The organism is Planktothrix pseudagardhii (assembly GCF_904830925.1).
In the GTDB taxonomy this organism is placed as follows: domain Bacteria; phylum Cyanobacteriota; class Cyanobacteriia; order Cyanobacteriales; family Microcoleaceae; genus Planktothrix; species Planktothrix tepida.
Window position 1 is genome coordinate 5,148,515 of sequence record NZ_LR882967.1, and the last position, 26,959, is coordinate 5,175,473.

22 protein-coding genes are annotated in these 26,959 nt (G+C 41.2%); 13 read left to right on the top strand and 9 right to left on the bottom strand.

Going from position 1 to position 26,959, the window contains the following annotated elements; genetic code table 11:
• Positions 1–185: 185 nt before the first annotated feature.
• The 3 genes from NMK36_RS22210 to NMK36_RS22220 all read left to right on the top strand — a co-directional run bounded on the left by NMK36_RS22210 (position 186) and on the right by NMK36_RS22220 (position 3,443).
• Positions 186–1,295: a sulfate ABC transporter substrate-binding protein gene (locus NMK36_RS22210; protein WP_254174634.1), complete on the top strand. Its 1,110-nt coding sequence runs from the start codon at positions 186–188 to the stop codon at positions 1,293–1,295.
• 74 nt (positions 1,296–1,369) lie between these two features.
• Positions 1,370–2,998, top strand: coding sequence for an iron uptake porin (locus NMK36_RS22215; protein WP_254174635.1), 1,629 nt, complete (start codon positions 1,370–1,372; stop codon positions 2,996–2,998).
• A gap of 43 nt (positions 2,999–3,041) precedes the next feature.
• Positions 3,042–3,443 (top strand): hypothetical protein, encoded by a 402-nt coding sequence (locus tag NMK36_RS22220; RefSeq protein ID WP_254174636.1) that lies wholly within the window; start codon positions 3,042–3,044, stop codon positions 3,441–3,443.
• A 113-nt stretch (positions 3,444–3,556) separates the two neighbouring features.
• Here NMK36_RS22220 and NMK36_RS22225 read toward each other — a convergent pair whose 3' ends face one another.
• The 6 genes from NMK36_RS22225 to NMK36_RS22250 all read right to left on the bottom strand — a co-directional run bounded on the left by NMK36_RS22225 (position 3,557) and on the right by NMK36_RS22250 (position 10,074).
• A complete protein-coding gene (locus NMK36_RS22225) occupies positions 3,557–5,344 on the bottom strand; it encodes an SdrD B-like domain-containing protein (RefSeq protein WP_254174637.1) in 1,788 nt (595 codons plus the stop codon).
• A gap of 207 nt (positions 5,345–5,551) precedes the next feature.
• A complete protein-coding gene (locus NMK36_RS22230; protein ID WP_254174638.1) occupies positions 5,552–6,538 on the bottom strand; it encodes a S1 family peptidase in 987 nt (328 codons plus the stop codon).
• 30 nt (positions 6,539–6,568) lie between these two features.
• Positions 6,569–7,435 carry a S1 family peptidase gene (locus NMK36_RS22235; protein WP_254174639.1) on the bottom strand — a complete coding sequence of 289 codons (867 nt, stop codon included), beginning with the start codon at positions 7,433–7,435 and terminating at the stop codon, positions 6,569–6,571.
• Between the two features lie 145 nt (positions 7,436–7,580).
• The gene (locus NMK36_RS22240) at positions 7,581–8,156 is read right to left on the bottom strand and encodes a COP23 domain-containing protein (protein WP_254174640.1); all 576 of its coding nucleotides are present in this window, start codon (positions 8,154–8,156) and stop codon (positions 7,581–7,583) included.
• A gap of 195 nt (positions 8,157–8,351) precedes the next feature.
• Positions 8,352–9,029, bottom strand: coding sequence for a COP23 domain-containing protein (locus tag NMK36_RS22245; RefSeq protein WP_254174641.1), 678 nt, complete (start codon positions 9,027–9,029; stop codon positions 8,352–8,354).
• A 133-nt stretch (positions 9,030–9,162) separates the two neighbouring features.
• On the bottom strand, positions 9,163–10,074 hold the full coding sequence (locus NMK36_RS22250; protein WP_254174642.1) for a hypothetical protein: 912 nt from the start codon (positions 10,072–10,074) through the stop codon (positions 9,163–9,165).
• Between the two features lie 307 nt (positions 10,075–10,381).
• Between NMK36_RS22250 and NMK36_RS22255 the strand changes: the two genes are divergently transcribed.
• Positions 10,382–12,151 (top strand): ABC transporter substrate-binding protein, encoded by a 1,770-nt coding sequence (locus NMK36_RS22255; RefSeq protein ID WP_254174643.1) that lies wholly within the window; start codon positions 10,382–10,384, stop codon positions 12,149–12,151.
• A 17-nt stretch (positions 12,152–12,168) separates the two neighbouring features.
• Positions 12,169–12,954: a nickel pincer cofactor biosynthesis protein LarB gene (larB, locus tag NMK36_RS22260; RefSeq protein WP_193870263.1), complete on the top strand. Its 786-nt coding sequence runs from the start codon at positions 12,169–12,171 to the stop codon at positions 12,952–12,954.
• A gap of 7 nt (positions 12,955–12,961) precedes the next feature.
• Here larB and NMK36_RS22265 read toward each other — a convergent pair whose 3' ends face one another.
• Positions 12,962–13,531 carry a GNAT family N-acetyltransferase gene (locus tag NMK36_RS22265; RefSeq protein ID WP_193870264.1) on the bottom strand — a complete coding sequence of 190 codons (570 nt, stop codon included), beginning with the start codon at positions 13,529–13,531 and terminating at the stop codon, positions 12,962–12,964.
• 664 nt (positions 13,532–14,195) lie between these two features.
• Between NMK36_RS22265 and NMK36_RS22270 the strand changes: the two genes are divergently transcribed.
• Genes NMK36_RS22270 through NMK36_RS22280 form a run of 3 tightly spaced genes read left to right on the top strand, consistent with a single transcriptional unit; the run spans position 14,196 to position 18,702 of the window.
• On the top strand, positions 14,196–17,666 hold the full coding sequence (locus NMK36_RS22270; protein ID WP_254174644.1) for a response regulator: 3,471 nt from the start codon (positions 14,196–14,198) through the stop codon (positions 17,664–17,666).
• Positions 17,667–17,702: 36 nt separating this feature from the next.
• Complete coding sequence (locus tag NMK36_RS22275) at positions 17,703–18,083, top strand: calcium-binding protein (protein ID WP_254175220.1); 381 nt, start codon at positions 17,703–17,705, stop codon at positions 18,081–18,083.
• 49 nt (positions 18,084–18,132) lie between these two features.
• Positions 18,133–18,702, top strand: coding sequence for a 2'-5' RNA ligase family protein (locus tag NMK36_RS22280; protein WP_072718416.1), 570 nt, complete (start codon positions 18,133–18,135; stop codon positions 18,700–18,702).
• A gap of 16 nt (positions 18,703–18,718) precedes the next feature.
• Here the strand turns inward: NMK36_RS22280 and NMK36_RS22285 are convergent, their stop codons facing one another.
• Both NMK36_RS22285 and NMK36_RS22290 read right to left on the bottom strand, forming a co-directional pair.
• The gene (locus NMK36_RS22285) at positions 18,719–19,573 is read right to left on the bottom strand and encodes an Rpn family recombination-promoting nuclease/putative transposase (protein WP_193870267.1); all 855 of its coding nucleotides are present in this window, start codon (positions 19,571–19,573) and stop codon (positions 18,719–18,721) included.
• Between the two features lie 147 nt (positions 19,574–19,720).
• On the bottom strand, positions 19,721–20,647 hold the full coding sequence (locus tag NMK36_RS22290) for an alpha/beta fold hydrolase (protein ID WP_072718414.1): 927 nt from the start codon (positions 20,645–20,647) through the stop codon (positions 19,721–19,723).
• A gap of 152 nt (positions 20,648–20,799) precedes the next feature.
• Between NMK36_RS22290 and infC the strand changes: the two genes are divergently transcribed.
• The 5 genes from infC (at position 20,800) to NMK36_RS22315 (ending at position 26,956) form a co-directional block, all read left to right on the top strand.
• A complete protein-coding gene (gene infC / locus NMK36_RS22295; protein ID WP_072718413.1) occupies positions 20,800–21,333 on the top strand; it encodes a translation initiation factor IF-3 in 534 nt (177 codons plus the stop codon).
• A 159-nt stretch (positions 21,334–21,492) separates the two neighbouring features.
• The gene (locus tag NMK36_RS22300; RefSeq protein WP_072718412.1) at positions 21,493–24,531 is read left to right on the top strand and encodes an MFS transporter; all 3,039 of its coding nucleotides are present in this window, start codon (positions 21,493–21,495) and stop codon (positions 24,529–24,531) included.
• Between the two features lie 117 nt (positions 24,532–24,648).
• Positions 24,649–25,134: a Crp/Fnr family transcriptional regulator gene (locus NMK36_RS22305; protein ID WP_072718411.1), complete on the top strand. Its 486-nt coding sequence runs from the start codon at positions 24,649–24,651 to the stop codon at positions 25,132–25,134.
• Between the two features lie 45 nt (positions 25,135–25,179).
• The gene (locus NMK36_RS22310; RefSeq protein WP_254174645.1) at positions 25,180–25,434 is read left to right on the top strand and encodes a bestrophin family ion channel; all 255 of its coding nucleotides are present in this window, start codon (positions 25,180–25,182) and stop codon (positions 25,432–25,434) included.
• Between the two features lie 28 nt (positions 25,435–25,462).
• Positions 25,463–26,956, top strand: a complete 1,494-nt coding sequence (locus tag NMK36_RS22315; RefSeq protein ID WP_254173932.1) for an IS5 family transposase — start codon at positions 25,463–25,465, stop codon at positions 26,954–26,956.
• Positions 26,957–26,959: the final 3 nt, after the last annotated feature.

Sequence of the window (26,959 nt, forward strand, 5' to 3'; positions counted from 1 at the left end):
AGCAAAGGTTTATAACCCTAATTGTCCCCTGAATTCTTTTGTATTTAAAACAACATTAATCCGCGATTGGCGATCGCCTGATCCTCGAAAATGTTATATTATTGATTATAAAGTACACTAATCCTACCAACTTATAGTATTTTTTGATTAAAATCTTAATCAATAACTGAGGAATTTCACGGGCTATGTTCTATCGTCAGTGGCAGAAATGGATGGACTCTGGATTTTGGATACTCTCTCATAGCTTTTTGTTTTTGTTGCTGGCCAGTCTGAGTTTGAGTCTCCTCCTCCCCGCCTGTAATCGATATACCGTTTCTCCCTCTTCCTTTTCTCCCGCAGACGAGATCACTCCTCGACGTCAACCCGTTGAACTGAGTTTAGTGTCCTATGCTGTAACTCGCGCCGCCTACGCCGAAATTATTCCTCTGTTTAAAGAAAAATGGCATCGGGAACATCACCAGGAGGTGAGAATTAGACAAAGTTATGCTGGATCTAGTACCCAAACTCGCGCCGTGATTAATGGATTTCCGGCGGATGTCGTGCATTTGGCCTTAGCCCTCGACACCAACAAAATTCAGGAAGCTGGCTTAATTCAACCGGGTTGGGAACAGGAAGTCCCCAATCAGGGGATTGTCGCCCATTCAGTCGGCGCGATTGTTACCCGGGCAGGAAATCCAAAACACATCCGTACTTGGTCTGATTTGGCAAAACCCGGAGTCTCGGTGATTACGGCTGACCCCAAAACATCAGGAATTGCGCGTTGGAATTTCCTGGCGTTGTGGGGGGCGATTACACAAACCGGGGGGACGGAAACCGAAGCCTTAAATTTTGTGACTCAAGTTTATAGAAATGTCGCTGTATTAGCTAAAGATGCCCGGGAATCAACGGATTTATTTCTACGACAAAATCAAGGAGATGTATTAATTAATTATGAAAATGAAATGATTTTATCGGCTCAAAATGGACTCGCTAAAAACACCTTAGTGATTATTCCTGATGTTAATATTTCTATTGATAATCCCATCGCCATTGTAGATAAATATGTTGATCGCCGAGAAACTCGTGAAGTCGCAGAAGCATTTGTAGAATTCCTCTTTACTCCTGAAGCACAAAGGGCTTTTGCTAAAGTGGGATTTAGACCCTTAGATCCGATAGCCTCTCAAAAATTTTCCCCCATTAAGAAATTATTTAACGCCGAAGATCTAGGCGGATGGAATAATATTCAAGACAAATTTTTTAAAGATAATGGGATTTTTGATCAAATTCAGGCAGAACTTCAGAACACAGGGACTTAGTAATATAAGAGCCAGCCTATTTACATAACATACTAATCAATTATATTATTATGATAGGTTTTGAGTAGGAACGTATGCGAATAAAGTGTTTTTTACCAATCTTACCAATATTACTAGGACTTGCGTTTCAGGATACTACGTTTGCCCAATCCTTAAACTCGTTATCTTCAGATGCAATCATCCCAACGTCACCTCAAAAATTCGGTCAGGATCTGAATGAGGACATTGAAGATAGCTTGACAGAAGTTCAAGGTCAGGTAACATCTGTTTCCCAACTGTCAGACGTACAACCTACCGATTGGGCGTTTCAAGCCTTACAATCTTTGGTTGAGCGTTACGGTTGTATTGCTGGATATCCTGATGGCACTTACAAAGGGAATCGAGCCATGACTCGTTACGAGTTTGCTGCGGGTTTGAATGCTTGCTTGCAACGGGTCAATGAACTGATTGCTGCATCTGTTATCAATAAAGTAACGCGGGAAGATTTAGCCGTTTTACAAAGATTACAAGAAGAATTTGCCTCAGAATTAGCAACCTTACGGGGTCGGATTGATGCTTTAGAAGCTCGTACTGCTGAACTGGAAGCAAACCAATTTTCCACAACTACGGTTTTCGGTGGGGAAGCAATTTTTGGGTTATCCACAGCAGCAGGAGGCGACCCCCCTGGAGACAGGGGTAATAACCAAGCTGTACTTAATTACCTGTTACGTCTGGGAACCGTCTCTTCTTTTAGTGGTTTAGATCGCTTAAGAGTTGGCTTAGTGGCTGGAAACTTTGGCAATCGGGGCTATGCTGGAACTTTTGAAGAACCGGGATATGGTGACATGGCTTTGCTGTCTTATCAGACTGATACCAATAACCGAATTGCTTTGGACTTATTAGAATACAGATTTCCTGCATTTAACAATCGTGCGGTCTTTACGGTTCGGCCCGTTGGTTTTAGTCTAAGTAATGTCTTGACCGCTAATTCTCCCTACTATGATACTGGACGGGGAGCAATCTCTCGATTTGCTGAAGCCAGCCCTCTCTTTAAAATCGGAAGCCTAGATGGGGGGGCTGGTGTAGATTGGTTAGTAACAGATTGGCTGCGATTTCAAGCAGCCTATGGAACAAGGAACACAAGCGATGCTCGTCAAGGGATTAGTGGCTCTGATCATAGTGCATTAGGAGTTCAGTTTTTAATTAAACCCTCTCGCAACACTTTAGCAGGTCTAACTTATATTAACGCCTACTCTGCCAATGGTAGTTTAGATACCTTTACGGGGAGCTTAAATGCCGATACTTCTGGAGGGTTGGATGAACCGATGCAGATTAATGCAGTGGGTGGATCATTTCAATGGCGGGTTAATCGTCAAGTGACCTTGGCAGCGTGGGGCGGTGTTACCATGGGAGAATCCCTTGATAGCAATGCCTATGCCAATACGACAACCTACGCGGTTTCTGTGGGGGTTTCTGAACCCTTTGGTCGCCAAGGAGACTTATTTGCTTTCATCTTTGGTCAACCCCCCAAATTAGTTGCAGGTCGAGATTTACCTAACGGAACTGACCCAGATACATCATTACACTTTGAGACCTTTTATCGCTGGCGTGTATCCGATAACCTGTGGCTCACTCCTGGTTTATTTGTTGTTACTGCTCCTGAACATAATGCTGATAACAACACAATTTTTATTGGTGTTCTCAGAACCACTTTTTTGTTCTAAGCAGTTTTGTCTCAATTGAACACAAGTTTTGGAGATTAAAATCATGAATCAGTTTTTACCTAACTCAAAATTTTTAAATTCCTTCCTGGCTATAGTTATTCTGAGTATAGGAGGAATGGGATTTTTACTTTCACCTGCTCAAGCTCAAAACCGCCGACCGACATTTTTTGAAGAGTCGCAAGACCCCGGAGAAAGAAACCAGGGATTCAGGAACACATTTTTGTATGATGCTTTAGGGGGAATTGCTGATCCGTTGAATGGCACAGGAGGGGTAGCAACAACGGTAGATTCTTTACAAAAAGTAGGATTTGATGGAGAAAATGCAGGAGGTCAGTTACGTTCTGGACAACAAATTTTATCTCCTAGTTTTGATCGTACAAATGTTATTATCCCTTCCAGTTTTGATCGCACAAATGTTATTATTCCCTCTTCGAGAGGGCGTTAAGGGTTTAGACATTCCCATTGTCTTTTTAAGTTATTTTCAGGAAACAGAACAATAAACTCAAGGAGAATAAATTGTTCCCCTTGAGTTTTCAAAAGGCATACCCTAAAAACACTTTAGCCAAAAGTTATATTGTTGATTAATAGTTTATTAGGTTGGCTTCCTAAAATGACTGATTTAGCAATCCCTTCAAAAAATAGAGTTGATGAAGGGTTATTTTCTAAAATATAAGCACCTGGGGTTAAATTAGAGTCAGGTGTTCGAGGTAACTGTACTGATGCTAAAACATTTCCTGTTCCATTTACTCCCTCATAAATAGTAACTTGATGATCGGCAAATGGAGACCCATAACGGAAACTAAATTTCTGATCAAATCCATCGGCTACATTGATGATTATTGACTGACCTTGATCGTAGGTAATTGCAGTAGCCAACTGTCCTGGGTTGGTCAACGGATCGATAAAATTACCGCTTCCTCCTTGCTCTACGCTGACAATTCCCAAGGCATTTGTAGAAAAGTTTAACCCTGATTCTAAAACTAAAGGATTATTAGCAACCGTTCGTAAATCACCGACAGTTCCTAAATTTAAGGGAACACCAGTATCACTACGGTTAATTATTAAAGTAGCTGTACTTTGTACACCTAAAACTGCTCCGTTTGTCGGATTGACTAAGGCAAGATTAATAGTTTCATCGGGTTCAACTCGAGAGTCCTTAATGATCGGAATTCGGATAGGTTTGGGCGTGTTATCCCCATTGATAAATGAAACAGTAATTGGTGTTGGATTATAATCGGTTCCTGCATTAGCAGTCCCATTACTCGGTAATACAGTTACATCTACTGCGCCGACACTGCCTCCCGTTCGAGTCACCATCACGTCCATATTGGTTGTGCCATCTTCATTCACAGAAAAGATTGGGTTACTAAACTCCAAAATCCCAGGAATGCCATTGCCAAAATTGATATTTTCTACATTCAAACCAGGAACAATTGTAACTGGATTGGGAACTAGAGTTGATATAAAACCCGGTTGTTGCACTTCCCGAACAATATAAGTATTGGGTTGATAAGTATTGGGTTGTAGGTTATTGAACTGATAGAAACCTCTGGTATCTGTTAGTGTTCCAGGTTCATTGGTATCAAGGGTGCTGTTATTGTTGAGATCAAGGTAAATCGCAATTCCGGCAATTCCAGGTTCTCCAATATCAAGAATTCCGTTAGCATTAAGATCATTAAATTTCGTTCCACTAATATTGCCTGTTGTTGGTGTTTGTTGAATATTAGCAATGTCAAAGGTTGTGGTATTAAAAGCAAGGACATTAACAGGTTGAACCGGAGTAATACGAGTAAATCCAGTGGGAACTATTTCTTGAACAGTGTAAGTGCCAGTGGGTAAATTTCCGAAGAGATACAAACCTTTCACACCGTCTGAATCTGTTTGAGTTTGTAATTCTCCAGTATCCAGTTGTCCGTTATTATTCCCATCTAAAAATAGGGTGACACCCGACTGAGGTTGATCAGTTCCCGCTTCAAAACTGCCATTATTGTTAAGGTCAATAAATTTCCTTCCCGTAATATTACCTGTTGCTAGTGTTTGCGGAACATTAGCAATGTTAAATGAAACTGTATCTGTGACACTTCCCGTCAGGGTTACTGAGGTTGCTGGAGTTGTTCGTATAAAACCCGGAGGAACAACTTGTTCAACTAGATAGTTTCCTGTGATTCGATTGGGAAACGAATAAAAACCATTAATGTCTGTGATAGTAACTGCTTCTAGCGAATCGGGTAAACCGTTGCCATTGGTATCTAAAAAAACTGTGACATTGGGAAGCGGAATATCTCCGACATCGAAGATACCATTAAAATTAATATCATTAAATGATGTACCGTTGAGAGTGCCCATTTTTTTACAGTTATAAAATTATTAGATTTCAAGATGATTCACTAATCTTTGTCAAAAAGATTTTCGGATTTGAGACAAAATAATTTTAATACTTTTAGAAAAAATAAGCAAGTTTTCTTAAGTATAATGGAGATTTTGTAATTACAATTCATAAATCTAAATATAGCAACCGCCAATCCAGTTGTTATATATCTCTAAATCTTTGAACTAGAAAGAACTTTCACATCCCGGTTCATCAATCAGAACTCCAGTTGGACAATCTCTGAGTTGTGATTCTACTCGATTAAAGATTTTGTACACATCCTCAATCACATCAGCTTCAGCTTTATTGGCTCGTCCTTTGGCAATTACCGAAGGCTGAACTGGGGGTGGATTCAAAGCTAATCTAATCCGTTTAGCTTCCAGTTGACTAATCAAATAAACTGCTTCAATTCCACAACTACTATTAAGATTTAACTCAGGATCAATACAATAATTATTCCCATTTCTTCTTCCAGCAGCATGAATTCCAATAACTTCTCCATTTTGATTAAACACCGGACTCCCACTCATCCCTGGTTTAGTCCAGTTATCATACATAATGTTATACCCACCATTTGAAAATGGAGTATCGTCAATTTTAACTAACTGACCAGGACTAAAAACACGCACAGTCCCAGCAACTCCGCCTTCTGGTTTAGGCCAACCTGATAGATAAACGGGGTCATTGACTTCAATCTGTTCAGAATTACCCATGACAGCAATTGGATAATCCTCATTAGCAGTAAATTTAACTAAGGCTAAGTCAAAACCTGCAATGGGTAAATCCCTGGACTCATAGTTGCCAAATCGAATAATATTATCCCCAACATCCAAAACTTCATGAAATTTTTCATCCCAGGTGACGACTCCCCAAAGAACGTCGGGATTAGGCCGTTTAACAACGTGAGTATTGGTCACTGCATAATAAGTATTTCCATTGCGAGCAATAATCACACCTGAACCGGGATTAAATGTTTCTAATCCGCCCTCACTTGTTTTTAAAGCTTGCCCAATTAAAACTGTAGTTTGGGAAGACATGGCATCGATATCATCAGGTGTAATCGCTTGAGAAGGGGAACTGAATAAAATTAAGCTGAACGCTGTAATTACCCCTAAAAACAACGATAAAATTTTAGAGCCTCGACAGGAGATAATCATAATTTTTAACACCATCAACTCTAATTGTGTAAAAACTCCTGAGTTCTAAAATAATGTTTCTGAAACCGGAGGAGTTTGGGGTTTCTGAAACCTCGAAATAGGAATCGCCCAACTTAAGGCTTCCATTTGCTGAAATAAATCCTCTGAAGGCAATGTTCCATCCTCAAATTTAAACACATCAATGCCTTGAAACGGATATTTGAGGCGACCGTTAATCCCGATTAATCGACCATATTGATTTAAAACTGGCCCTCCACTCATGCCGTTTTCAACTTCATTGGTGTAACCGAGTTGGTATCCTTTAGGAAGCGATCGCGCCAACAACATTCCCACCTTTCCCACTGTTAAATGGTAAGCTTTATTTCCCCAATCCTTTGTACTTAAGGGTGAATTTGGGTTAGGCCAATACCAATTTGGAAATCCAGCAGCATAAACTAATTCGCCAGTTGTAAGTGGCTGTAAGTCTATGGTAGCTACTTGATAGGATTGATTACTTGTAAACTGAACTAAAGCTAAATCTAAGTTTGGAAACTGAACGGATTGTAACCATTGAGCCGGATAGGATTTACCATCTGAAGTCAGAACTGTGTATTGATTGTAATAGCTATTTTCTACAACATGATAGCAAGTTAAAACGGTATAGGTTTGTCCTTGGCGATCAATAATTACGCCCGATCCTAAACCAGGTTCTGTTAGAATTCTAACAGTAACTTGTCTAGCAATTTCAGGAACAGATACCGCCACGGGCGGTAAACGGGAAGTTAGTATTTCTGAGGATTGAACCTTGGTGGTACTCGTGATTAAACTCTGCGACTGAGTTAGAAAGGGAATTTTTCTACCCCATAACAATTCCCCGAATACAGGACTAATGGCTAATAGTTGCAACCCAATTAAGGTAGATAGTAACTCCATTGTGAAAATAAGCAATATTAAGTTTAAAAGAGTAGGGGGATGTCTCTATAAGGCAACCCCTCAAAAAGAGTTTACTTCATCGATTTTTAGAGAGTGATTATGACAAGATATCAGAAGCCTATATCCTATCCTCATCTGGAATATACTAAGGTACTGGCTCAGGTGCAGACCCAAATGGCTGAGAAGGCTCAGATGGAACAACTCCTTCTAATTCCTGATCTAAATCACTAATATCAACTTCTGGAGGTTGATACATGTCCAAAATGCTGGGTGGTGATGTTTTAAAATTCGTTAGTTCTTCCAGAATTTGTCCAACGCGAGGTTGATTTTCGGGTTTGAGAGTAAACAACATATTGCTAGAAGTACACTCAGATTGATCGGCTCCTAGAGCACAAACCACCAATTGACCATAAACACCTCCACTCAGAAAACGCATTCCTTTAAAAGTTCCTCCATTCATGGCAACTGCATTTTGCAGTCTAGAGGAAACCATTTGGCATCGGGTTTCAGGAGTATAGTTATCTCCAAAATAAGTTTTACTCCAGGAGGTAATCAAAACCGATTGCCATTTACCATTGTCCACTACTGTTTGTTGAGCTACACAACGAACATTTATTGGTGGCTTTTCAGATGACATTTGAGGAAATTGAGTTCCAGGGTTTATTCTGACGGGAATGTGAGGAGTAATTCGACCAGCTTGGGCATCAAGAGTTAACGTCACTATACCTGCTACAGCTATTGCTAAACATGATAAGGAAATCAGCCCTTGGAATTTCATGATATTTTTTCTCCTAATTAAAATTGGGTGAAAGATTGAAGAAAAATACCCTAATTATCAAGTTGTTACAATGAATTAATCCTCACCTGTTTTAACTAATCCGCAACTCTTTTTTTAGAGAGTGATTACGACAAGAGATCAGAAACCTGTATCATCTGGAGCAGCTTGAGGTGCAGGCTGAGGTGCAGACCAAGATGGCTGAGGTGCATAAGTAGGTTCAGAAGTTCCTAATTCCTGGTCTAAATCACTAATATCAACTTGTACTCCTTCACCACGATCTTCCACAATACTACTTGATCCTGATACTCCAAAATTTGTTAACTCTTGCAAAATTTGTCCAACGCGAGGTCGATTTTCGGGTTTGAGAGTAAACAACATATTGCCGGAGTTACAATCAGATTGGCCAGCCCCTAGAATACAAACCACCAATAGACCATTGACAGTTCCAGAATTAAAACGCATTCCTTTAAAAGTTCCTCCATTCGCAGCAACTGCATTGTTCAGTTTAGGGGAAACCATTTGGCATCGGGTTTCAGGACTATAGTTATCTCCGAAATAACCTGTACTCCATGTAATAACGGGTGATTGTCGGCCATTCTTTTCCGCCACTGTTACTCGACCTAGACAACGAACAGTTGTCATCGCTGGAGGTTGTACAGGTGGCGGTTGTGGAGGGCGCGATTGAGGTGCTTGGGTTCCAGGGTTCGTTCTGACAGGAACGGAAATTCGACCAGCTTGGGCTTCACTGCTTAACGTCACTATACCTGCTACCGCGATTGCTAAACATGATAAGGAAATCAGCCATTGGGATTTCATGATATTTTTTCTCCTAATTAAAATTGGGTGAAAGATTGAAGACAAGCATCCTAATTATCAAGTTGTTACGATTAATTAATCCCCACCTGTTTTCACTAATCCGCAACTCTTTTAGAGTTTTTTTAACAACAAGTCAGAACCCTCCGTCGTCAATCGGTTGTGGATTAGTTACTGGAGTAGGTGTATAGTCAGGTGGAGGATTATTAGGAGGTTGGGGAGCAGCATCCAGAGGAACAATCTCGCCACTTGCCTGATCATAGGCATAGTTCCCAGCCGGTACTTCTGAAGTCGGTACAATACAGTAAACTTTGTTTGTTTCAAAAGCAATCTTCACTAAAGCTGTCCCCGCGTTACAATCGACGCGAGTTGCTCCCCAACTATTAATCATGGCAATATAGGGATCAGCAGGTTGTTTAGCGGCTAGAGCATTTGTAGCTGCATCGTAAACCCACTCTCCAGATTTCCAACTGGTTGTACATCTTTTTTCACCTCCAATGTCAATGACTGCGACAACATCAGATGTGCTGCAAGCGGTTACGGTTAAGTTAAGTTTTTTCATAACTTGATCCGCATAAGGCAACTGTTCTTGGGGTTTAACTACAACACCATTGCGTCTGATCACCAGGCTGATATGGTAGTTTCCGGGTTTATTATCGAATGAAATAACGTCAACTTTCCAACTCCCTCCAATACCAATGGACTTCCTCTGAAACGATTCCTCTGTCTTACCATTATTAAGTGGACCTATTGGCGATCCGTTGGGCGGGTAGACAACTAACAAAAGATTATTATTAGAACCTTCATCGTTTATAGCCTTGATTTCAATATCGTCTCCTGCCTCCACCTCAAAAGTGTACGAAACACCTTGCATAACAGGATTACCAGGAACAGGAATAAGACCTGTTGAAGAATCGATTCTACCAGAAAGAGTCTTTGAGGACTCTAGCACTTGCTGTGCTTGTACTGTACTGCTAACACCTGCTATGATTCCACTTATCAGAGTAGAGGCCAGAGCAATTCCTTGAAACAACTTAATGTACTTCATTGTGCATTAACCTTCCCTCAGTCTCAGATGAATCTAAAGTCCAAGTTAAAATTAATTAGCTTGTATAAATCCATCAAATCAGTTATCTTTATTCTAAAAAGGTATTTAATTAACGGCAATACTATATTAAGCAATTGTTACAAAAATAAAAAAAAATAAACTGTAGAAAAACCCAATAAAAAATTATTTATTTTTTATAAGATTTTTTAATGAAAACCGCTAATTGTAAGAACTCCGTGAAAAAGTAAAAATCTAAAAAATTAAAAAATGTTGTATGATTTCGGAAAGTTGAAGTAACTTCAGAAATATGATTTTATTCGGATCTGATCATAGGTTACAAAAGATTGTAATTATTCTATTAGCACTGGTTCTGAGCGCCTGTAGTGCCGTTCAATCCCAAATTCCATCTCGATTGGTGATTCCCACCCCTAGCGGCCCAGCGACGTTTAATCCGCCCATGAGTCAATCGGCTTATAATGTATTTGGCTATTTATATGACCCGTTAATTCAAGAAGACCCCGTAACCGGAGAATTAATCCCGAAATCTGGGTTAGCGGAATCTTGGGAAATCTCTCAAGATAAACAAAAAATTATTATTACCTTAAAAGATGGGTTGAAGTGGTCGGATGGTGAACCCTTCACCGTTGATGATATTATTTTTACCTATAATAAAATTTATTTAAACGATAAAATTCCCACCAGTTTTAAAGATATTTTACGAGTCGGAAAAAGTCGAACATTCCCAACGGTTAAAAAATTAGATAATCGTCGGGTTGAATTTGCTGTTGCAGAACCCTTTGCTCCTTTTTTACAATATGTAGCCGGACTAACAATTTTACCATCTCATATTTTAAAAGAATCTATAACCCAAACCGATGCTGAGGGAAACCCTAAATTTTTAACCACTTGGGGAACCGATACAAACCCCCAAGATATTGTGGGAAATGGTCAATATCGCATCCAAAGCTATGCTCCCTATCAACGGGTAATTTTACAACGAAATCCCTATTATTGGCGCAAAGATGAACAAGGAAATCCCCAACCCTATATTGAACAAATTGTCTGGCAAATTATAGAAAGTACCGATACTCAATTATTGAATTTTCGTTCAGGTTCTTTAGATAATTTACAGATTCAACCCGAAGCATTTCCCTTATTAAAACCCGAAGAAGAACGGGGAAAATTTACCATTTTTAATGCAGGGCCAGATATGGGGACTGTGTTTATGGCATTTAACTTAAATCAAGGTAAAAATGCCCAAGGTAAACCCTTTGTCGATCCGATTAAATCCAAATGGTTTAATAATACAGCATTCCGACAGGCGGTTTATTATGCGATTAATCGGGACGTGATGAAAAATAACCTTTATTTGGGATTAGGAGAACTACAATTTTCTCCCATTCCTGTACAAAGTCCCTTTTATTTATCTCCCGAAGAAGGATTAAAAACCTATCTTTATGATCCTGAACAAGCCAAAAAGCTGTTAATTGATGCTGGATTTAAGTATAATAATCAAGGGCAATTAACCGATAGTGACGGAAATTTTGTTCGCTTTACTCTCTTAACCAGTGCGGGTAAAAAAATTCGGGAACAAATGGCAACTCAAATTAACCAAGATCTTGCTAGAATTGGGATTCAAGTCGATTTATTATTTCTCAGCTTTAATACTTTGGTAGAACGTCTTTCGAGTTCCCGAAATTGGGATGCCTATCTAGGAGGATTTACTGGAGGCGGAGTTGAACCTCATGGGGGTTATAATATTTGGTCAGTGAATGGACGGTTACACACCTTTAACCAAGGGCCACAACCGGGAGAACCAGAGATTAAAGGTTGGCAAGTTTCTACTTGGGAACAAGAAATAGACGATTTATTTGTGAAAGCGTCCCAAGAATTTGATCCGAAAAAGCGGAAAGAACTTTATGGCAAAGCTCAAAAAATTATTGCCGAACAAGTGCCTTTATTATATATGGTTAATCCCCTCTCCTTTGAAGCGATTCGCAACCGAGTTCAAGGCATTCAATTCACCCCTTTAGGAGGAGGTTTTTGGAATTTGTATGAACTCAAAATTGCTGAATAATTAGTTTTTAAACCTCAATGAATCCTGAAGCTTTACAACAGTTACTCGAATCCGTTGCATCCGGTCAACTGACCCCAACCGATGCGTTAGATAAAATTAAATACTTTGATTTTGAACCCGTTGGTGATTTTGCCCGCATTGACCACCATCGCAAATTAAGAACCGGATTTCCTGAAGTGATTTGGGGACTGAATAAAACCCCCGAACAAATTATTAAGATTATCGAGGTGATGCGAACCCGAAATCCGGTGGTTATGGCGACTCGAATTGAACCCGATATTTATCAACACTTAAAAGCACAAATACCGGATTTACGCTATTATGAATCGGCTAAAATTTGTGCCATTCAACCGGATACCATTCCCCAGGTTCATACTAACGGAAAAATAACCATTTTAACAGCCGGAACTGCCGATTTACCCGTTGCTGAAGAAGCGGCAATAACCGCCACTTTATGTGGTTTTTCCGTGAAACGGTTATGGGATGTGGGAGTTGCTGGAATTCATCGCTTACTCAGTAGTTGGCCTTTAATTGCCGATGCGGATGTATTAATTGTAGTGGCGGGAATGGAAGGTGCTTTACCCAGTGTCGTTGCAGGTTTAGCCGATTGTCCGGTGATTGCAGTGCCAACCAGTGTGGGATATGGTGCGAGTTTTAATGGGTTAGCTCCTCTGTTAACCATGTTAAATTCCTGTGCGGTGGGAGTCGGTGTTGTTAATATTGATAATGGCTTTGGGGCGGGGATTTTAGCGTGTCAAATTTTACGTTTGGGAGAACGATTAAAACAACGAATTCAGTCTTAAAAAAAGCTCAAATTCGTTTTTGTAAAAACAAACGTCGAGGCTGTCCAAATAACACCGAATCCCAACCCGAATCAATCTCTTTTAATCGATAACCTTGTTTGTAATAAAGCTGTCTCGCTGGGCGATTATTTTCCAGGACATGAAGATAAAGATGAGAAAATCCCCAACTTTTGGCAGTTTGTTCACAAATTCTCAGTAACTGTTGGGCAATTCCCTGCTGTCGATAATGGGGATGAACCGCTAAATTAGATAAATAGGGATAGCGAGACGTTAACGATAATTGCCAAGCATACCGCGATCGCAAACTCATTTCCACCGTTCCTAAAATATACTCCTGATTGAGTCTATAAATCGAGGACGAAACCCCGACCGATGAAGCAACAGCAACTAAACACAGATAGTGTTCCGAACCCATGACCAGACGATGGCGTAAATCTTCATAAATCCCGAACCGCAAAATCGGATAAACCCAGCCAAAAATCCCCTCACGGGAATGAAAACTCTCGGCTAAAACATCCGTTAAGGCGCTGAGATCCCCCAAGGTCGCCGCTCGAATTTGTAACCGAGAATAATCCACAGAACCTCCTACCCGAGAAGGAGTTCCCGGCCCAGTGAGGTTTTCGCATCCGAAAAAGGATGAGTGAGATGGGGAAGAGAAAAACAAATGATTCACCAGTTTAGAGATCGCACAGGAATAATAAAGATCACAAGAATATATATAAAATCCTTGCACCTACCTCTTCCTAAGAACAGCCAACAATTCCGCACCCAGGATGATCAAGGTACAATAAATATTGTGCATCAATATCCTGATTGTGGTTATACCTGCATCGGATAAGTAATCAATGAGTATCTTGATCATCAAAGGTTGGATGCAGATGTCCAACAAGAATCAACAAAGATTGAGAGAGGGTCGGGGTTTCTGGGGTTAACAATTGAACCACAAACGGCATCTGACACGGGAAAACCGATTCAACTGAGAGCAGCGATTCCTTCTAGTCGGATGGGTACAAAAGGGGCTGGGCTTGTTGGTGAGCAGTTGAGGGTTAGCTATCCATCCTCAAGACCCAACATCCAACACCTAACACCCTAGAAGCATAAGATTAATAGGGGGCATCCTCAATCACCAAACCACTTGAAACGTTCTTAACCCTGATAACCCGGTAGGGGCGGGTTCACCCCAATCTGTTACCCACACAGAACGCAAGCCCCCTACAGCCCTTGCAGCAGGAGATCGGTGCATGAATTCCCTGAAAAAATCTAAGCCGACTATCTTAGTTGTCGATGATGAACCCGATAACCTAGATCTGCTGTATCGCACTTTTCATCGGGAATACCGGGTATTGCGAGCAGAAGGCGGGCCGACGGCGCTGGACATCTTAGCGTCTCAATCTGACGTGGCTGTGATTATTTCTGATCAACGAATGCCACAAATGAGTGGGACGGAATTTTTGAGTTTAACGGCGGCTCAATATCCCGATATTATTCGGATTATTCTTACAGGTTACACCGATGTTGAAGATTTAGTTGAAGCGATTAATTCGGGTAAAGTCTTTAAATATGTGACTAAACCTTGGGATGCGGACGAACTCAAGGCGATTGTTAAACAAGCCTTAGAAACCCATACGGTTCTCAAATCCCGCACCGAAGAACTGCGACGGGCACTCCAACAAGAATCCCTCCTCTATGCCGTTACCAATACCATTCGTTCGGCCCCCAACTACCGGGAAATGCTACAACGGATTGTGGAAACGGTGGGTCAAATGTTTGAGGCCCGCTATTGCCTTTTGCGACCGTTCCAAGATGGGCAAATGGTAGATGAATGGTTTATGTATGAGTCAGGACGGGGAGAACTTCTGGATACTTCGGATGATCAAAAGCCCTCAACGGATCTCCTGCAATTATTGGTTTGGGAAACGACGGATGTGGAGGTGATCCAAGAGGCGGAAACGGATGAACGGGTGGTATCGGTGATAGAACGTCAACAAGCTTATACTCAATCTCAGATTCGCTCTAGTTTGGTTGTCCCCCTATTCTACAAACTAGACTTAATGGCTGTTTTGGCGTTGCATCACTGCCAAGACTCTCATGTTTGGCAGGATCATGAGGTGCAGTTGGTGATTACTGTTGCGGATCAGGCGGCTTTGGCGTTGTCTCAAGCTCGCGCCTATGAACAAGTCCGAGAACTGGCTAAACGGGAGGCGTTGGTTAATACGATTACTTCTGCTATTCGCTCTAGTCTTGATCCCCGTACTATTTTTGCGGCTATTACGCAACAGTTGGGAGAGGCGTTACGGGTTGATGGTTGCGCTTTATCGTTGTGGACAAGAGATGATGAGTATGTTCAATGTGTGGGTTTATATGATGCGGCTCGACAAGCTTCTTTGGTGAGCGATGAATGGTGGTCAGAGTCTCCCCTCGCGGGTGTGGATACGACGGTTCACGCTCAACAATTTCTGGAAATGTTGCCGCAGTCTTTGGTTCCGATTCGGGGAAATCCGGTGTTACAACAATTGTTACGCACCCGACAACCTGTTGTGATTCAAGATTTAGATTTACAACCAGAATCTCATATTGCCGAATTACCTCTGCGTTCCGCTTCTAAAGCCTTAATGGTGGTGCCTTTACTTTCCGACGGTGAGATTATTGGCAGTATTTCCCTGCGACAAAATAATCGGACTCGCAAATGGCTGGATTCAGAAATTAATTTGGTGGAAGTGGTGGCGGTACAGGCGGCTTTAGCAGTGCAACAAGCTCGTTTATATCAAAAAACTCGACAACAAGCGGAACGATTGTTAGAAGCTGATCGGATTAAAACGGAATTTTTTCAAAATATTTCCCATGAGTTTCGGACTCCCTTAACGTTAATGATTGGGCCGTTAGAATCTGCGATTAATCAACAGCAAGATTTACCCCAAGAACAAGCTAAAATTGCCCTGAGAAATTCTCGACGTTTGTTACGGTTAGTCAATCAATTATTAGATTTACAACGGTTTGATGCCGGACGAATGCAGCCCAGTTTCCGTCCCTGTGATTTGATTGCCTTTTGTCATAGTACCGTTGAGTCGTTTCAACCTTATTGTCAGAAGAAAGAAATCTACTTAAAAACGGATTTACACTCCTGCCCGTTGTTGTATTTAGATTTAGAACGATTTGATAAAGTTCTCTATAATTTACTCTCGAATGCCATGAAGTTTACCCCCGCCGGAGGCACAATTACGTTGCGGGTTGAACCCTTGGGGGATCATTGTCGTCTGCAAGTTCAAGACACCGGAATTGGGATTAAACCGGAACAAATTCCCTATTTATTTGAACGATTTCGTCAAGCGGAAGGCTCGGCGAATCGTTCCTATGAAGGATCGGGTTTAGGATTAGCTTTAGTCAAAGAATTAGTGGAACTTCACAAAGGACAAATTTCTGTGGAGTCGGTTTATGGAAAAGGCACAACTTTTACCGTTTGGTTACCATTAGGAACCTCCCATTTACCCGGAGAACAAGTATTAGAAATTCCGGCGGAATTAAATTCAAGTCGCGCCTCGGTGGAATTTGCAGATATTGATGTTGATATTAGTGATGAAGACAATACTGATGGGTCAGAAACTCCTGAAGAAATAATAGCTTTAGGGGACAATAGCACCTCCACAAATTTAGTTTTAGTCGTGGATGATAACCCAGATTTACGGCGCTATGTCTCAAAAATTCTCCGCCAGTCGGGATACAATGTTGTTGTGGCTTGTAATGGTCATGAAGGGTTTGAAATGGCTCAAAAATATCATCCAGAAGTGATTATTACTGATTTAATGATGCCGTTAGTATCGGGGTTGGATTTAATTCGCTTAATTCGAGAAAACGCTGAATTGAAGGGGACTCCGATGATTTTATTAACGGCTAAAGCCGATGAAGATACCCGCTTAGAAGGCGTTGAACGGGGGGCTGATGCCTACCTATCCAAACCCTTTAATGATCGAGAATTGTTAGCAGAAGTGAAGAATTTACAATCGTTAAAAGAGAATGAACGGCGAGTTGCTGAGTTAAATTGGTATTTAACGGAGTCTGTTTTGAAACGTTTTTTACCGGAAACCATGGTGAAAAAAGCGGCAACGGGCCAATTAGCCTTGGATTTGAGTCCCGAACCTCGATTAATTACTATTCTATTTAGTGATATTGTCGGATTTACCCAAATGTCAAATCAGTTACAATCTCAAGGCATTGCGGTGGTTTTGAATGAGTATTTAGCTGAAATGACACGGGTAATTTTTGCCAATGGCGGTACAGTGGATAAGTTTGTTGGGGATGCGGTCATGGCACTCTATGGCGCCCCGGAGGAGTTACCCCCCGAAAAACAGGTTGAACAGGCGGTGAATTCGGCACGACAGATGTTACAATCCCTTGATAAACTCAATCAACGCTGGCGAGAACAGGGTATTTTCGGTGAAAATGGCGTTGAAGCCGTGCGTTTTCGCTGTGGAATTCATATCGGGACAGCCGTTGTTGGGATGTTCGGATCTCCAGAACGTTCTGATTATACCGCTATTGGCCCTGCGGTGAATATGGCTGCAAGATTACAGGAAGTTGCCCATCCCAATAGTATTTTAGTGTCTAAAGAGGTGGCTGATTATCTCCCTTCCCAGGATATTCTTATCGAAGAATTCCATAAGTTAAAAGGCATTGGCGACAAAGTATTAACGGTTATGATTACTCCCCAAATCTAGGGCTTTCTTACGTTATTAAAAGTTGGAATTCAAGTGATGTTTAGTATTGAAAAGGATGAAAGCAGAGAAGATCGTATTACCTACGAAATCATTGTGGATGCTTACGATGAACAAGAAGTTGCCATGGGTTGGTACTACTACCTCAATGATAATATAAATTTTCCGTTTGCTGGGAAATGGAGTAGAAAAGTTAGGAAAACGGGAAAAATTCAAGAGAAAGAAGTTAAGGTGTTAGGAATGGCATCAGAAGATGAATGTTTAAGTGATATGTATGTAGAAGTTGTTGATGTGGGTAACAATGAAGATAATGTTCATACCGTCCGACTGTCAGATATAGAAGCCATAGACCCCGATGAAAAAAATCAACAAGCTTTGGGAGATTGGCAATATTGGATAGAGCAAGGTTATCACTTTTAAGTTAATTCTTGTCCTCCCTGTTCCCAGTTCCCTGCTATAGATTAATTTTATGAAACCATCAGAACGACTCTTTTTTATTGCCTTACTTCCTCCGCAAGAAATTCAAAATCAAATTACAGAAATTAAACACTATTTTGCCCAAACCTATAATAGCCACCATGCGTTAAAATCCCCACCTCATATAACCTTACAACCTCCGTTTAAATGGTTAATAGAAGACCTACAAACTTTAGAACAACGGTTAAGTGAATTTGCGCTCAAACAGTCTTCGATTTCGATCACCTTATCGGGGTTTAATGCCTTTCCACCCCGTGTTATTTATGTGGATGTAATTAAAACCCCTGAATTAATCAAGATTCATCAACAGTTAATGGATGACTTAGAACAACAGCTTAATATTGTTCATGAAGTCTCGAAAAAACGTTTGTTTTCTCCCCATGTCACCGTAGCATTTAAAGATTTAACTCGAACAGCATTTAAAACCGCATGGCTAGAATTTGCCCAACGTTCGATTTATTTTGACTTTACCATCTCTGAGTTAACTTTATTAATTCATAACGGACAAAACTGGAATATCAAAGCACAGTTTCCTTTCTTAAATATTGCTTTTCCTCAATAGTTAATTAGGACTCACTTTAAGAGCGCAACTCTTGAACGGTTTTTAGACTTAATCCTGTGACTTGAGCGATCGCTTCATCACTCAGTCGATCCAGTAGGTTTCGAGCAATGTCACGCTTTTCCTCCTCGCGTCCCTCCTCGCGTCCCTCCTCGCGTCCCTGTTCACGTCCCAGGGTGATCGCTCCTTGCTGATCATAAATAAACATTTCCCGACGTTCTAAATCTTCTAACTCCTCAGCCGTTAAGTCGGCTTGATTAGCAATTTCAAAAGCTCGGTGTAGTTCAGGAATATCGTCCATATTTTCAGGAATAGATGTCAGCGATCGCGCAAATTTGATAAAGTAAATCCATTTATCGGTAATGGTTTCAAGCTGGTCGAGTTCTTTGGTAAACTTAGGTAACTCAACGAATAATAACTCAATATCATTATCATGATAGTACCAACCTTCAGATTTTTCTCGATAAACAAAACGAGAAATCATTTGCTCCTGATCTGGGAACATTTCAAAATCAGTAATTGTTAAAGCAATAACGGGTTTAAGCATTCGATACCCTTCTCCAGCTTGCAATTGAAAAGAATAGGTTTTCGCCGCATTAAACAAAACCCTTTTGCCAAAAGATTGCACGTTTAAAACCTGCATTTCAATAAGGACAAGTGTGCCGTTATTCAGTTTGGCTTTAACATCGAGATAGGTATCTTTAAAACCGGCGATTTTAGGCGGTAAGTTCGGATTGATAATTTCTAAGTCTTCAATGGTAGAATTACCTTCATAAACCAAGGCATTGAGAAAGCTAATCAAAATGTCTTTGCTTTCGGTAGAACCAAATATTTTTTTAAAAGCGTAGTCCGTTTTGGGGTTGATAAATCTCATGATTTTTGTCAAATCTGTTTGCTATAGATTCTATCAATTCAGAAGGTAACTGACGAACTTGACAAACGCCGCCTGGAATGAGACAATGTTGTTAGGGCTGACATGGGGGTACACTTGATTTAATATTCAACATAAAAACATCAACCCTTAACCCCAATCAAAGCTTTCCTTCAGCCAAGTTAAAATTTCAGCATTCACCCGTTCCGGGCATTCATCATGAGGGCAATGTCCAGCATTTTCCAACTCAACTAATTTTAAATTCGAGTGATATTGTAAATATTGACGAGGGTTGGCAAATTGAATGGGAATTAATCGATCTTGTAAACCCCAAAGCAACAAAATAGGCGCATTTAATTGAGGGAATAAAGTTTTAACCGCAGGCCCTAAGCGAGGGCTGCCCATTGTTTTAAAAACAGAACAAAACGCCCGTGCTGCACCCCGTTCCAGGGCAGGAGTTACTAAAATTTCAACCAATTCATCAGTAATCGCATTGGGATTCTCATAAGCTAATTTTACCCAACGACGAATAAAACTCGGACGACGGGCAAGAGAAAAGAATAATCTTAAAACTGGAGGAGAAGCCACAATATTTTGTACCGTTTCCACCACAGGAATTGCCCAGGGCGGTAACATTTCTAACTGTAATCCAGGGTCAGGAAGACTAATTAAAACTAATCCTTTTGCTAATTCAGGATATTGAGAAGCCACCATTAAACTAATCAAAGAACCGATGGAATTTCCCACTAAAATCACAGGTTCTCCAATAAACGTTTGCCAAAAATCATAAACTTGCTCAACCCATAACTGAGCCGTGTAGGGAGCGATCGCTTTTTCAGAGCCTCCAAACCCTAATAAATCTAAAGCATAAACCGTATTGCTTTGACTCAATTCCGTTAAATTGTATCGCCAATGTCCAATAGAGGCTCCAAACCCATGTAAAAAAATCATCGGGTAACGGGGAATGGAGGAAGGGGACAAACGAGGGCGATTATAAGCATAGCGAATGCGCCAACCTCGCCAAATCCAGTTTCGTTGACACCCAACTTGGTTTTGCCAGCTTGTGGAAGTAACCAAATGTCCTCCGATCAAAATATAACTTTACAATTTCTAATCTTAACGTTTCTGGAATTTAGGTTAAATTAAGGACAAAATATCGATGGGAGTGAGTACAATAAGAAATTGTAGATCTATCTCACCATCCTATAAATCGCTTGCAAACTTCTTTAATGCCTGTGACCGATAAAAAAATCAATCGCAATTTGCCTCCAATCAATGAAAATATCCGGTTTCCCAAAATCCGGGTCATCGATGCAGATGGCTCTCAACTGGGGATTATCACACCGCGTGAAGCCTTGCGGGTAGCGGAGGAAAAAGAACTCGACTTGGTATTAGTCAGCGACAAAGCCGACCCCCCCGTCTGTCGCATTATGGACTATGGCAAGTATAAGTACGAACAGGAAAAGAAAGTTCGAGAAGCCAAGAAAAAACAACACACCATTGACGTTAAGGAAGTCAAGATGCGCTACATTATTGACGATCACGATTACAAAGTGCGCGTCAATCAAGCCAAACGCTTCCTGCAATCAGGAGATAAAGTCAAAGCCACAATTATGTTCCGGGGTCGAGAAATTCAACACAGTCACCTCGCTAAAGAACTCCTCGACCGTATGGCTGTTGATTTACAAGAATTGGCTGAGGTGCAACAAGAACCCAAACAAGAAGGACGCAGCATGATGATGTTGCTCTCGCCTAAAAAGTAAACGTGATTGTGTTGGCCGTTGACGGTTAACCGCCAATGGTCAACGGTCAACAATTAACGCTCAATCATCAAGGGTCAACTCACACCCGATAGTCGCAACAAATCGGTTAAACTCTAATTTTAGACTTCCGATAATCACACAAAGGGGTTTGGGCATCGCATGGACAAGCCAGTGAGTAGTTCCGCTCTGGTGGGACAAGGGGTGCTGCGGGGACTGAATCTCCGTCAGGAAGAAGTAGAAAGAACCCTACTGATGTTTTTAGTGTATACCTTGGCATCAGTCGGGTTAATTTGGTTAGAACTCAGTACCGTAGGTTTATTTCTGGATGAATACGGTGCCGATAAATTGCCTTGGATCTATATCGCCAGTGCGGGAATGGGTTCAGGGCTAGGCTTTATCTATTCGTCGCTACAAAAAGTATTTCCCCTGCGTCGGGCAATTGTGATTATCTTTGTGATGATGGCAATTCCTTTGTTTTTATTTCGTTGGGGAATTGGATTATCCGAGGTTAAAATATTAGGGTTAAGCGTTCAATTTATTACCCTATTTTTAATGTGGTTATGGGTGGAAGCGTCTTATGTTCTCAACGACTTAAATAATTCCATCACCGCTAACCAACTGTTTAATATTCGAGAAATTAAACGCACCTATCCGATTATTAGTAGCGGATTTTTAGTGGCTGGGGTGATTAGTGGATTTTCCCTGCCCGTGCTATTAAGAGTCGTTGGATTGAATAATGTTACCTTGGTTTCCGGTGTGATGGTACTCCTAGCCGCCGGAATTTTATTTTATCTGTCTCAACGCTATGGTCAATCGTTCCCTGATTCCACACGCTGGACACCGGACGACGAAGAACAAGAATTTAGCACTCGCAACCTCAAAGGCCCCGTATTAGGGTATGTGATTCCTTTAGTCTCCTTTTTTGTTCTGGCAGAAGCGTTATATGTTTTAGTGGATTTCCAATTTTTTAGTCAGTTGGAATTTCAAAATGATACAACCGGAGCCAGTGGCATTGTTAGCTTCCTGGGAATTTTTGAAGGGATTTTAAGTGTTTCTCAAGTCTTAACTCAATGGTTCGGTTCTAGCCGTTTGGTCGAACGCACGGGGGTATTTGTCACGGCAATTGTTTTACCCGTTGGGGTGATTATTTTAGGAACATTTTCCTTCATTGGTGGGATCACTGGACTATTTTCTGTGTTTGTAGGATTTGTGATCCTGCGGTTTTTAGATGAACTATTCCATTACACCTTAATTGAAACCACCGGAGCCGTTTTATTTCAACCCCTACCGGATCACGTTCGCAGCGATATTCAATCCATGGTGAACGGGGTATTTGAACCCATGTCAACGGGGGTGACGGGGGTACTGATTTTAATCACCCTTTGGCTCACCAGTATCATTTTACCCAACTCTAGCGAAACCCAGTTACACAGTGAACAGGGATTAGTGTTCGTGGGTTTGATCATCCTAATGGCTTTGGTTTGGTTGTTTGTCGTTTGGTTGATTCGAGCCCAATATGTCAGTTTACTGGTTCGCAGTGCGGAACGGGGACGGCTGAGTGTCTCAGACATCGATATGCCCCAACTCAAGCGCAATGTCGTTGAAACCTTGAAAAAACCTGGAGAAGACGCGGATAAACGATCTTGTATTGAACTCCTGAGCCAACTGGATGCGAAAAACGTTGGGGAAACTTTGGTTCCCCTCCTGGGTAGCCTTTCCCCTAGCCTCCAGCGTCAGAGCTTGGAAATTATGCTCAATCATCCAAATCCGGCCTATTTGGAAGATATTCGAGCCTTTACCCAAAGCAATCTTCCCCCAGAGGTTCTCGCTCTGGCGTTACGATATCTGTGGTTAACGGAAACTAGCCCCGATATTGAACAGTTGCGTCCCTATCTCCAAAATAAAGTTGATCCGGTTGTTCGGGGAACCGCCGCCGCCTTAATTTTACGTCGAGGCGATCGCGAACAAAAAGCCGCCGCTACCAATACCATCCGGCGCATGATCACTTCTAGCCTTGAACGGGAACGGGTGATGGGGGTTCGTGCCCTGGGAGAAGCGGATTATTTACAAGGACTCCGCCTCTATCTCAATGATTTATTACAGGATGAATCTTTGCGGGTGCGTTGTGCGTTGTTGGATGTTATTGCTTCAACCCATTTAGAAGAATACTATCCCTCGTTAATGAAGGCACTGTCCTATCGTTCTACACGGGATACGGCCTTACAAGCTCTCGTAAGATTGGGGAATGAAGCAATTCCTCTATTAATGCAGCAAGCCAGTGATATCTATAAACCGGATTTAGTGCGGTTACAGGCTTGGACAGCTTTGGGTGAAATTGCCACCACAGAAGCCCTTGATACCTTGATCAGTGAGTTGATGATTTCCTGGGGAACCACCCGGCGCAATATCTTGAAAATTTTACTTAAAATTCCTCAAGATGCTGGAATTGAAGGGGTGTTAGATCGGGTGGGACGAACGGGGGTAGAAGTTTTAATTGAGCAGGAGTTAATGTTTATTGGTCAAATTTATGCCGCTTTGCTGGATTTGTCCTTAGAAAAACCGGTGCTGTCGGACTCAGAAGATTCCGATACGTTTGATCCGTTTGATCCGGGTGTCCCCAATCTGCAATCTCCTCAACAGTTGTTAAAACGAGCTTTAGAAGGATTAGAAGTTGATGCGGTGGATCGCTGCTTTTTGCTGATGAAGTTTTTGTATCCTCATAGCTCTATTCAAGCGGCTTCTTTTAATATTCAGTCTAATTCTTCTTCTAATGTGGCGCGGGGTTTAGAAATCCTGGATAATGTCGTTGATATTGTTCATAAGCGCGCTTTAATTAGCGTTCTGGATCAGCACTCTAAATTCGAGAAATTGGAGAATTTATCGGATTTGGTCAGTTATCAACCGCTCAAACCTAGCGATCGCCTCCGCCGTTTATTAGAATACCGTCATTTTCTATCGGACTGGGCCTTAGCTTGTTGTTTCCATCTGGCTAGAAGCGCTCGCTGGAGCTTAACGGCGGAACAAACTTTGATGTCCTTGCGCCATCCCACCGGGTTTGTCCGAGAAGCGGTCTTAGCATATCTAAAGATTGCCTCTCAACGGGCTTTGATAGAATTATTGCCAATGCTACAAAACGATCCCGATCGTTTAGTCGCAGCCCAAGTTGAGGAATTTATGGTGCAGCTTGGAGTGAAGTAGTGATAAGAATTATGGAGTGCAGAGTACAGACTACAGAAGTTAAGATTTCCCCCCTGTTCCCTGTTCCCCGTTCCCTGTTCCCTCCTAGATATGAATTTTTAATTTTTTAGTAAACCTATGTTAACCAGCGTTGAACGCCTTTTATTTGTCAGGGGTGTCCCGATTTTTAAAGAATTGCGAGACGATTTTTTAGTACGTCTAGCATCGGTAATGGATGAATTATCCTTCCCCGAAGAACATAGTATTTTTACCGAAGGTCAAGAAGGGCGCGCACTCTATATTGTCGTCTCTGGACGGGTGCGAGTTCATATTGGCGATCGCAATTTAGCCGAGTTAGGAAAAGGAACCTGCTTTGGCGAAATGTCTTTATTTGATGCCGAACCTCGTTCAGCCACTGTGAGCACCTTAGAACAGTGTGAATGTCTGGTGTTAACGCAAATGCAGCTTTATGATGCCATTGATGAAACTCCGGGTATTGCGATTAATATTATTCGCCTCTTATCTCGACGAATTCGAGAACTGAATCAAAAGTTAAATGCTCAAACTCCAACCCCCACTGTAGAAGGAAATAAAATAGTAGAATTGCGACCCTCAGCCGGATAATCTGTTAACGCAAATTGTCAGGAGAAGAACAAGTTAAAATCCTCTATGTCTACGATTGAAAACAATTGGTTTCAGTTAGCAATTCGTGTTAAAAGCTCTGTCATTCCAGCCATTATGCCCCGTGTAATTTTATGCACAACATTGGGCATTCTAGTTTCTATATTTCATATTTATGGTTTTCTACTCCCTACTGAAGCATTGAGCTATTTAGGGCTTGCTGAAAAAAGGCGAAAAGCCAGAACAGGCGGGAGGAGAAGACAAGAAAAAATGAATCAGGTGCAAGGGATGGGTGTAAAATAGCGCAAAAACCTGGCAGGAGTTGGGGAAAATGTACCGTAAAGACGAACAACAGAAAACACCACCCGAAGAGTTCAAACTGCCATTTGAGGGAAAACTCTCAGAAGAGAATCGCTGGGTAATCATGGCTCAATGGATACCGTGGGAAGAATTTGAAGTGGAATATGCAGAATTATTCTCATCTGTGATGGGAGCACCCGCCAAAACATTTAGAATGGCATTAGGAGCCTTAATCATTAAAGAAAAATTAGGGATAAGCGACCGAGAAACAGTAGAACAAATCAAAGAAAATCCCTACTTGCAGTATTTTATCGGGTTGTCAGAATACAGGAACGAAGCTCCATTTGATGCCTCAATGTTAGTGCACTTTCGGACGAGAATCAATGTAAATTTAGTGAATAAAGTTAATCGGTTAATGGTCAAAAGAATGCGAGAGGCGAGTTCCGAGCCAGCCTCAGAAAATCAATCAGAAGCTGAAGAGGGAAGTGAGAGGAAAAACCGAGGAAAATTAATAGCTGATGCGACTTGTGCACCTGCGGATATCACATATCCAACAGACTTAAAAATTTTAAATAAAGCCAGAGAACAGACAGAAAAAATCATTGATAGTTTGCATAAAAGTCGTCAGGATAAATCAGAAAAGAAACCAAGAACTTATCGAAAAACAGCCAGAAAAGACTACCTAGAAGTAGCCAAACAACGCCGACCTTCCCGACAAAAAAGACGAAAAGCAGTTAAAAAACAACTGCAATATATTAAACGAAACTTAGGACATATAGACCAACTCATCGACAATGGAGCAACGCTAGATTGCTTAAATAACAAGCAATATAAGAGTTTATTAGTAATATCAGAAGTTTACCGTCAACAGCAATGGATGTATGAGAATAACAAACAGAGCATTTCCGATAGAATCGTCAGTTTGAGCCAACCTCATATTCGTCCGATTGTGCGAGGTAAAGCCGGAACGTCAGTAGAATTTGGTGCTAAATTGTCTGCGAGTTGTCTGGATGAATATGTATTTCTTGACCGGATTAGTTGGGATAATTTTAACGAATCCTGTGATTTAAAAACACAAATAGAGGCTTTTAAAGAATACACGGGGCATTATCCTGAATCAGTCCATGTAGATAAAATTTACCGGACTAGAGACAACCGAGCTTGGTGTAAAGACAGAGGAATTAGAATCAGTGGCCTCCCATTAGGGAGACCGTCAGCAAATCTTAGTAAAGCTACTAAGAAACAGGCGTTAGAGGATGAAAAAATTCGGAATTCCATTGAGGGGAAATTTGGCCAAGGGAAAAGAAGATTTAGCCTGAATCGGATTATGAATAAACTAGCTCATACTTCCGAAACAGCAATTGCTATTACTTTTTTAGTCATGAATCTCTCTGTGATTCTTAGACGGATTTTTAGGTCAATTTTTTTGTTCAATTACTTTTTTCGAGTTATTGATTACCAGAATTTATCTGTTAACTCCTTATCTCAAAAAAAACTTATTTATCCTTCTGACTCCATTTGCTAGTTA

Coding starts and splice junctions, on each gene's coding strand:
- NMK36_RS22310 (WP_254174645.1), top strand. CDS start 25,180: ATGTCTACGATTGAAAACAATTGGTTTCAGTTAGCAATTCGTGTTAAA.
- NMK36_RS22255 (WP_254174643.1), top strand. CDS start 10,382: ATGATTTTATTCGGATCTGATCATAGGTTACAAAAGATTGTAATTATT.
- NMK36_RS22225 (WP_254174637.1), bottom strand. CDS start 5,344: ATGGGCACTCTCAACGGTACATCATTTAATGATATTAATTTTAATGGT.
- NMK36_RS22215 (WP_254174635.1), top strand. CDS start 1,370: ATGCGAATAAAGTGTTTTTTACCAATCTTACCAATATTACTAGGACTT.
- NMK36_RS22235 (WP_254174639.1), bottom strand. CDS start 7,435: ATGGAGTTACTATCTACCTTAATTGGGTTGCAACTATTAGCCATTAGT.
- NMK36_RS22270 (WP_254174644.1), top strand. CDS start 14,196: ATGAATTCCCTGAAAAAATCTAAGCCGACTATCTTAGTTGTCGATGAT.
- NMK36_RS22220 (WP_254174636.1), top strand. CDS start 3,042: ATGAATCAGTTTTTACCTAACTCAAAATTTTTAAATTCCTTCCTGGCT.
- NMK36_RS22285 (WP_193870267.1), bottom strand. CDS start 19,573: ATGAGATTTATCAACCCCAAAACGGACTACGCTTTTAAAAAAATATTT.
- infC (WP_072718413.1), top strand. CDS start 20,800: ATGCCTGTGACCGATAAAAAAATCAATCGCAATTTGCCTCCAATCAAT.
- NMK36_RS22315 (WP_254173932.1), top strand. CDS start 25,463: ATGTACCGTAAAGACGAACAACAGAAAACACCACCCGAAGAGTTCAAA.
- NMK36_RS22230 (WP_254174638.1), bottom strand. CDS start 6,538: ATGGTGTTAAAAATTATGATTATCTCCTGTCGAGGCTCTAAAATTTTA.
- NMK36_RS22305 (WP_072718411.1), top strand. CDS start 24,649: ATGTTAACCAGCGTTGAACGCCTTTTATTTGTCAGGGGTGTCCCGATT.
- NMK36_RS22275 (WP_254175220.1), top strand. CDS start 17,703: ATGTTTAGTATTGAAAAGGATGAAAGCAGAGAAGATCGTATTACCTAC.
- NMK36_RS22300 (WP_072718412.1), top strand. CDS start 21,493: ATGGACAAGCCAGTGAGTAGTTCCGCTCTGGTGGGACAAGGGGTGCTG.
- NMK36_RS22245 (WP_254174641.1), bottom strand. CDS start 9,029: ATGAAATCCCAATGGCTGATTTCCTTATCATGTTTAGCAATCGCGGTA.
- larB (WP_193870263.1), top strand. CDS start 12,169: ATGAATCCTGAAGCTTTACAACAGTTACTCGAATCCGTTGCATCCGGT.
- NMK36_RS22280 (WP_072718416.1), top strand. CDS start 18,133: ATGAAACCATCAGAACGACTCTTTTTTATTGCCTTACTTCCTCCGCAA.
- NMK36_RS22250 (WP_254174642.1), bottom strand. CDS start 10,074: ATGAAGTACATTAAGTTGTTTCAAGGAATTGCTCTGGCCTCTACTCTG.
- NMK36_RS22210 (WP_254174634.1), top strand. CDS start 186: ATGTTCTATCGTCAGTGGCAGAAATGGATGGACTCTGGATTTTGGATA.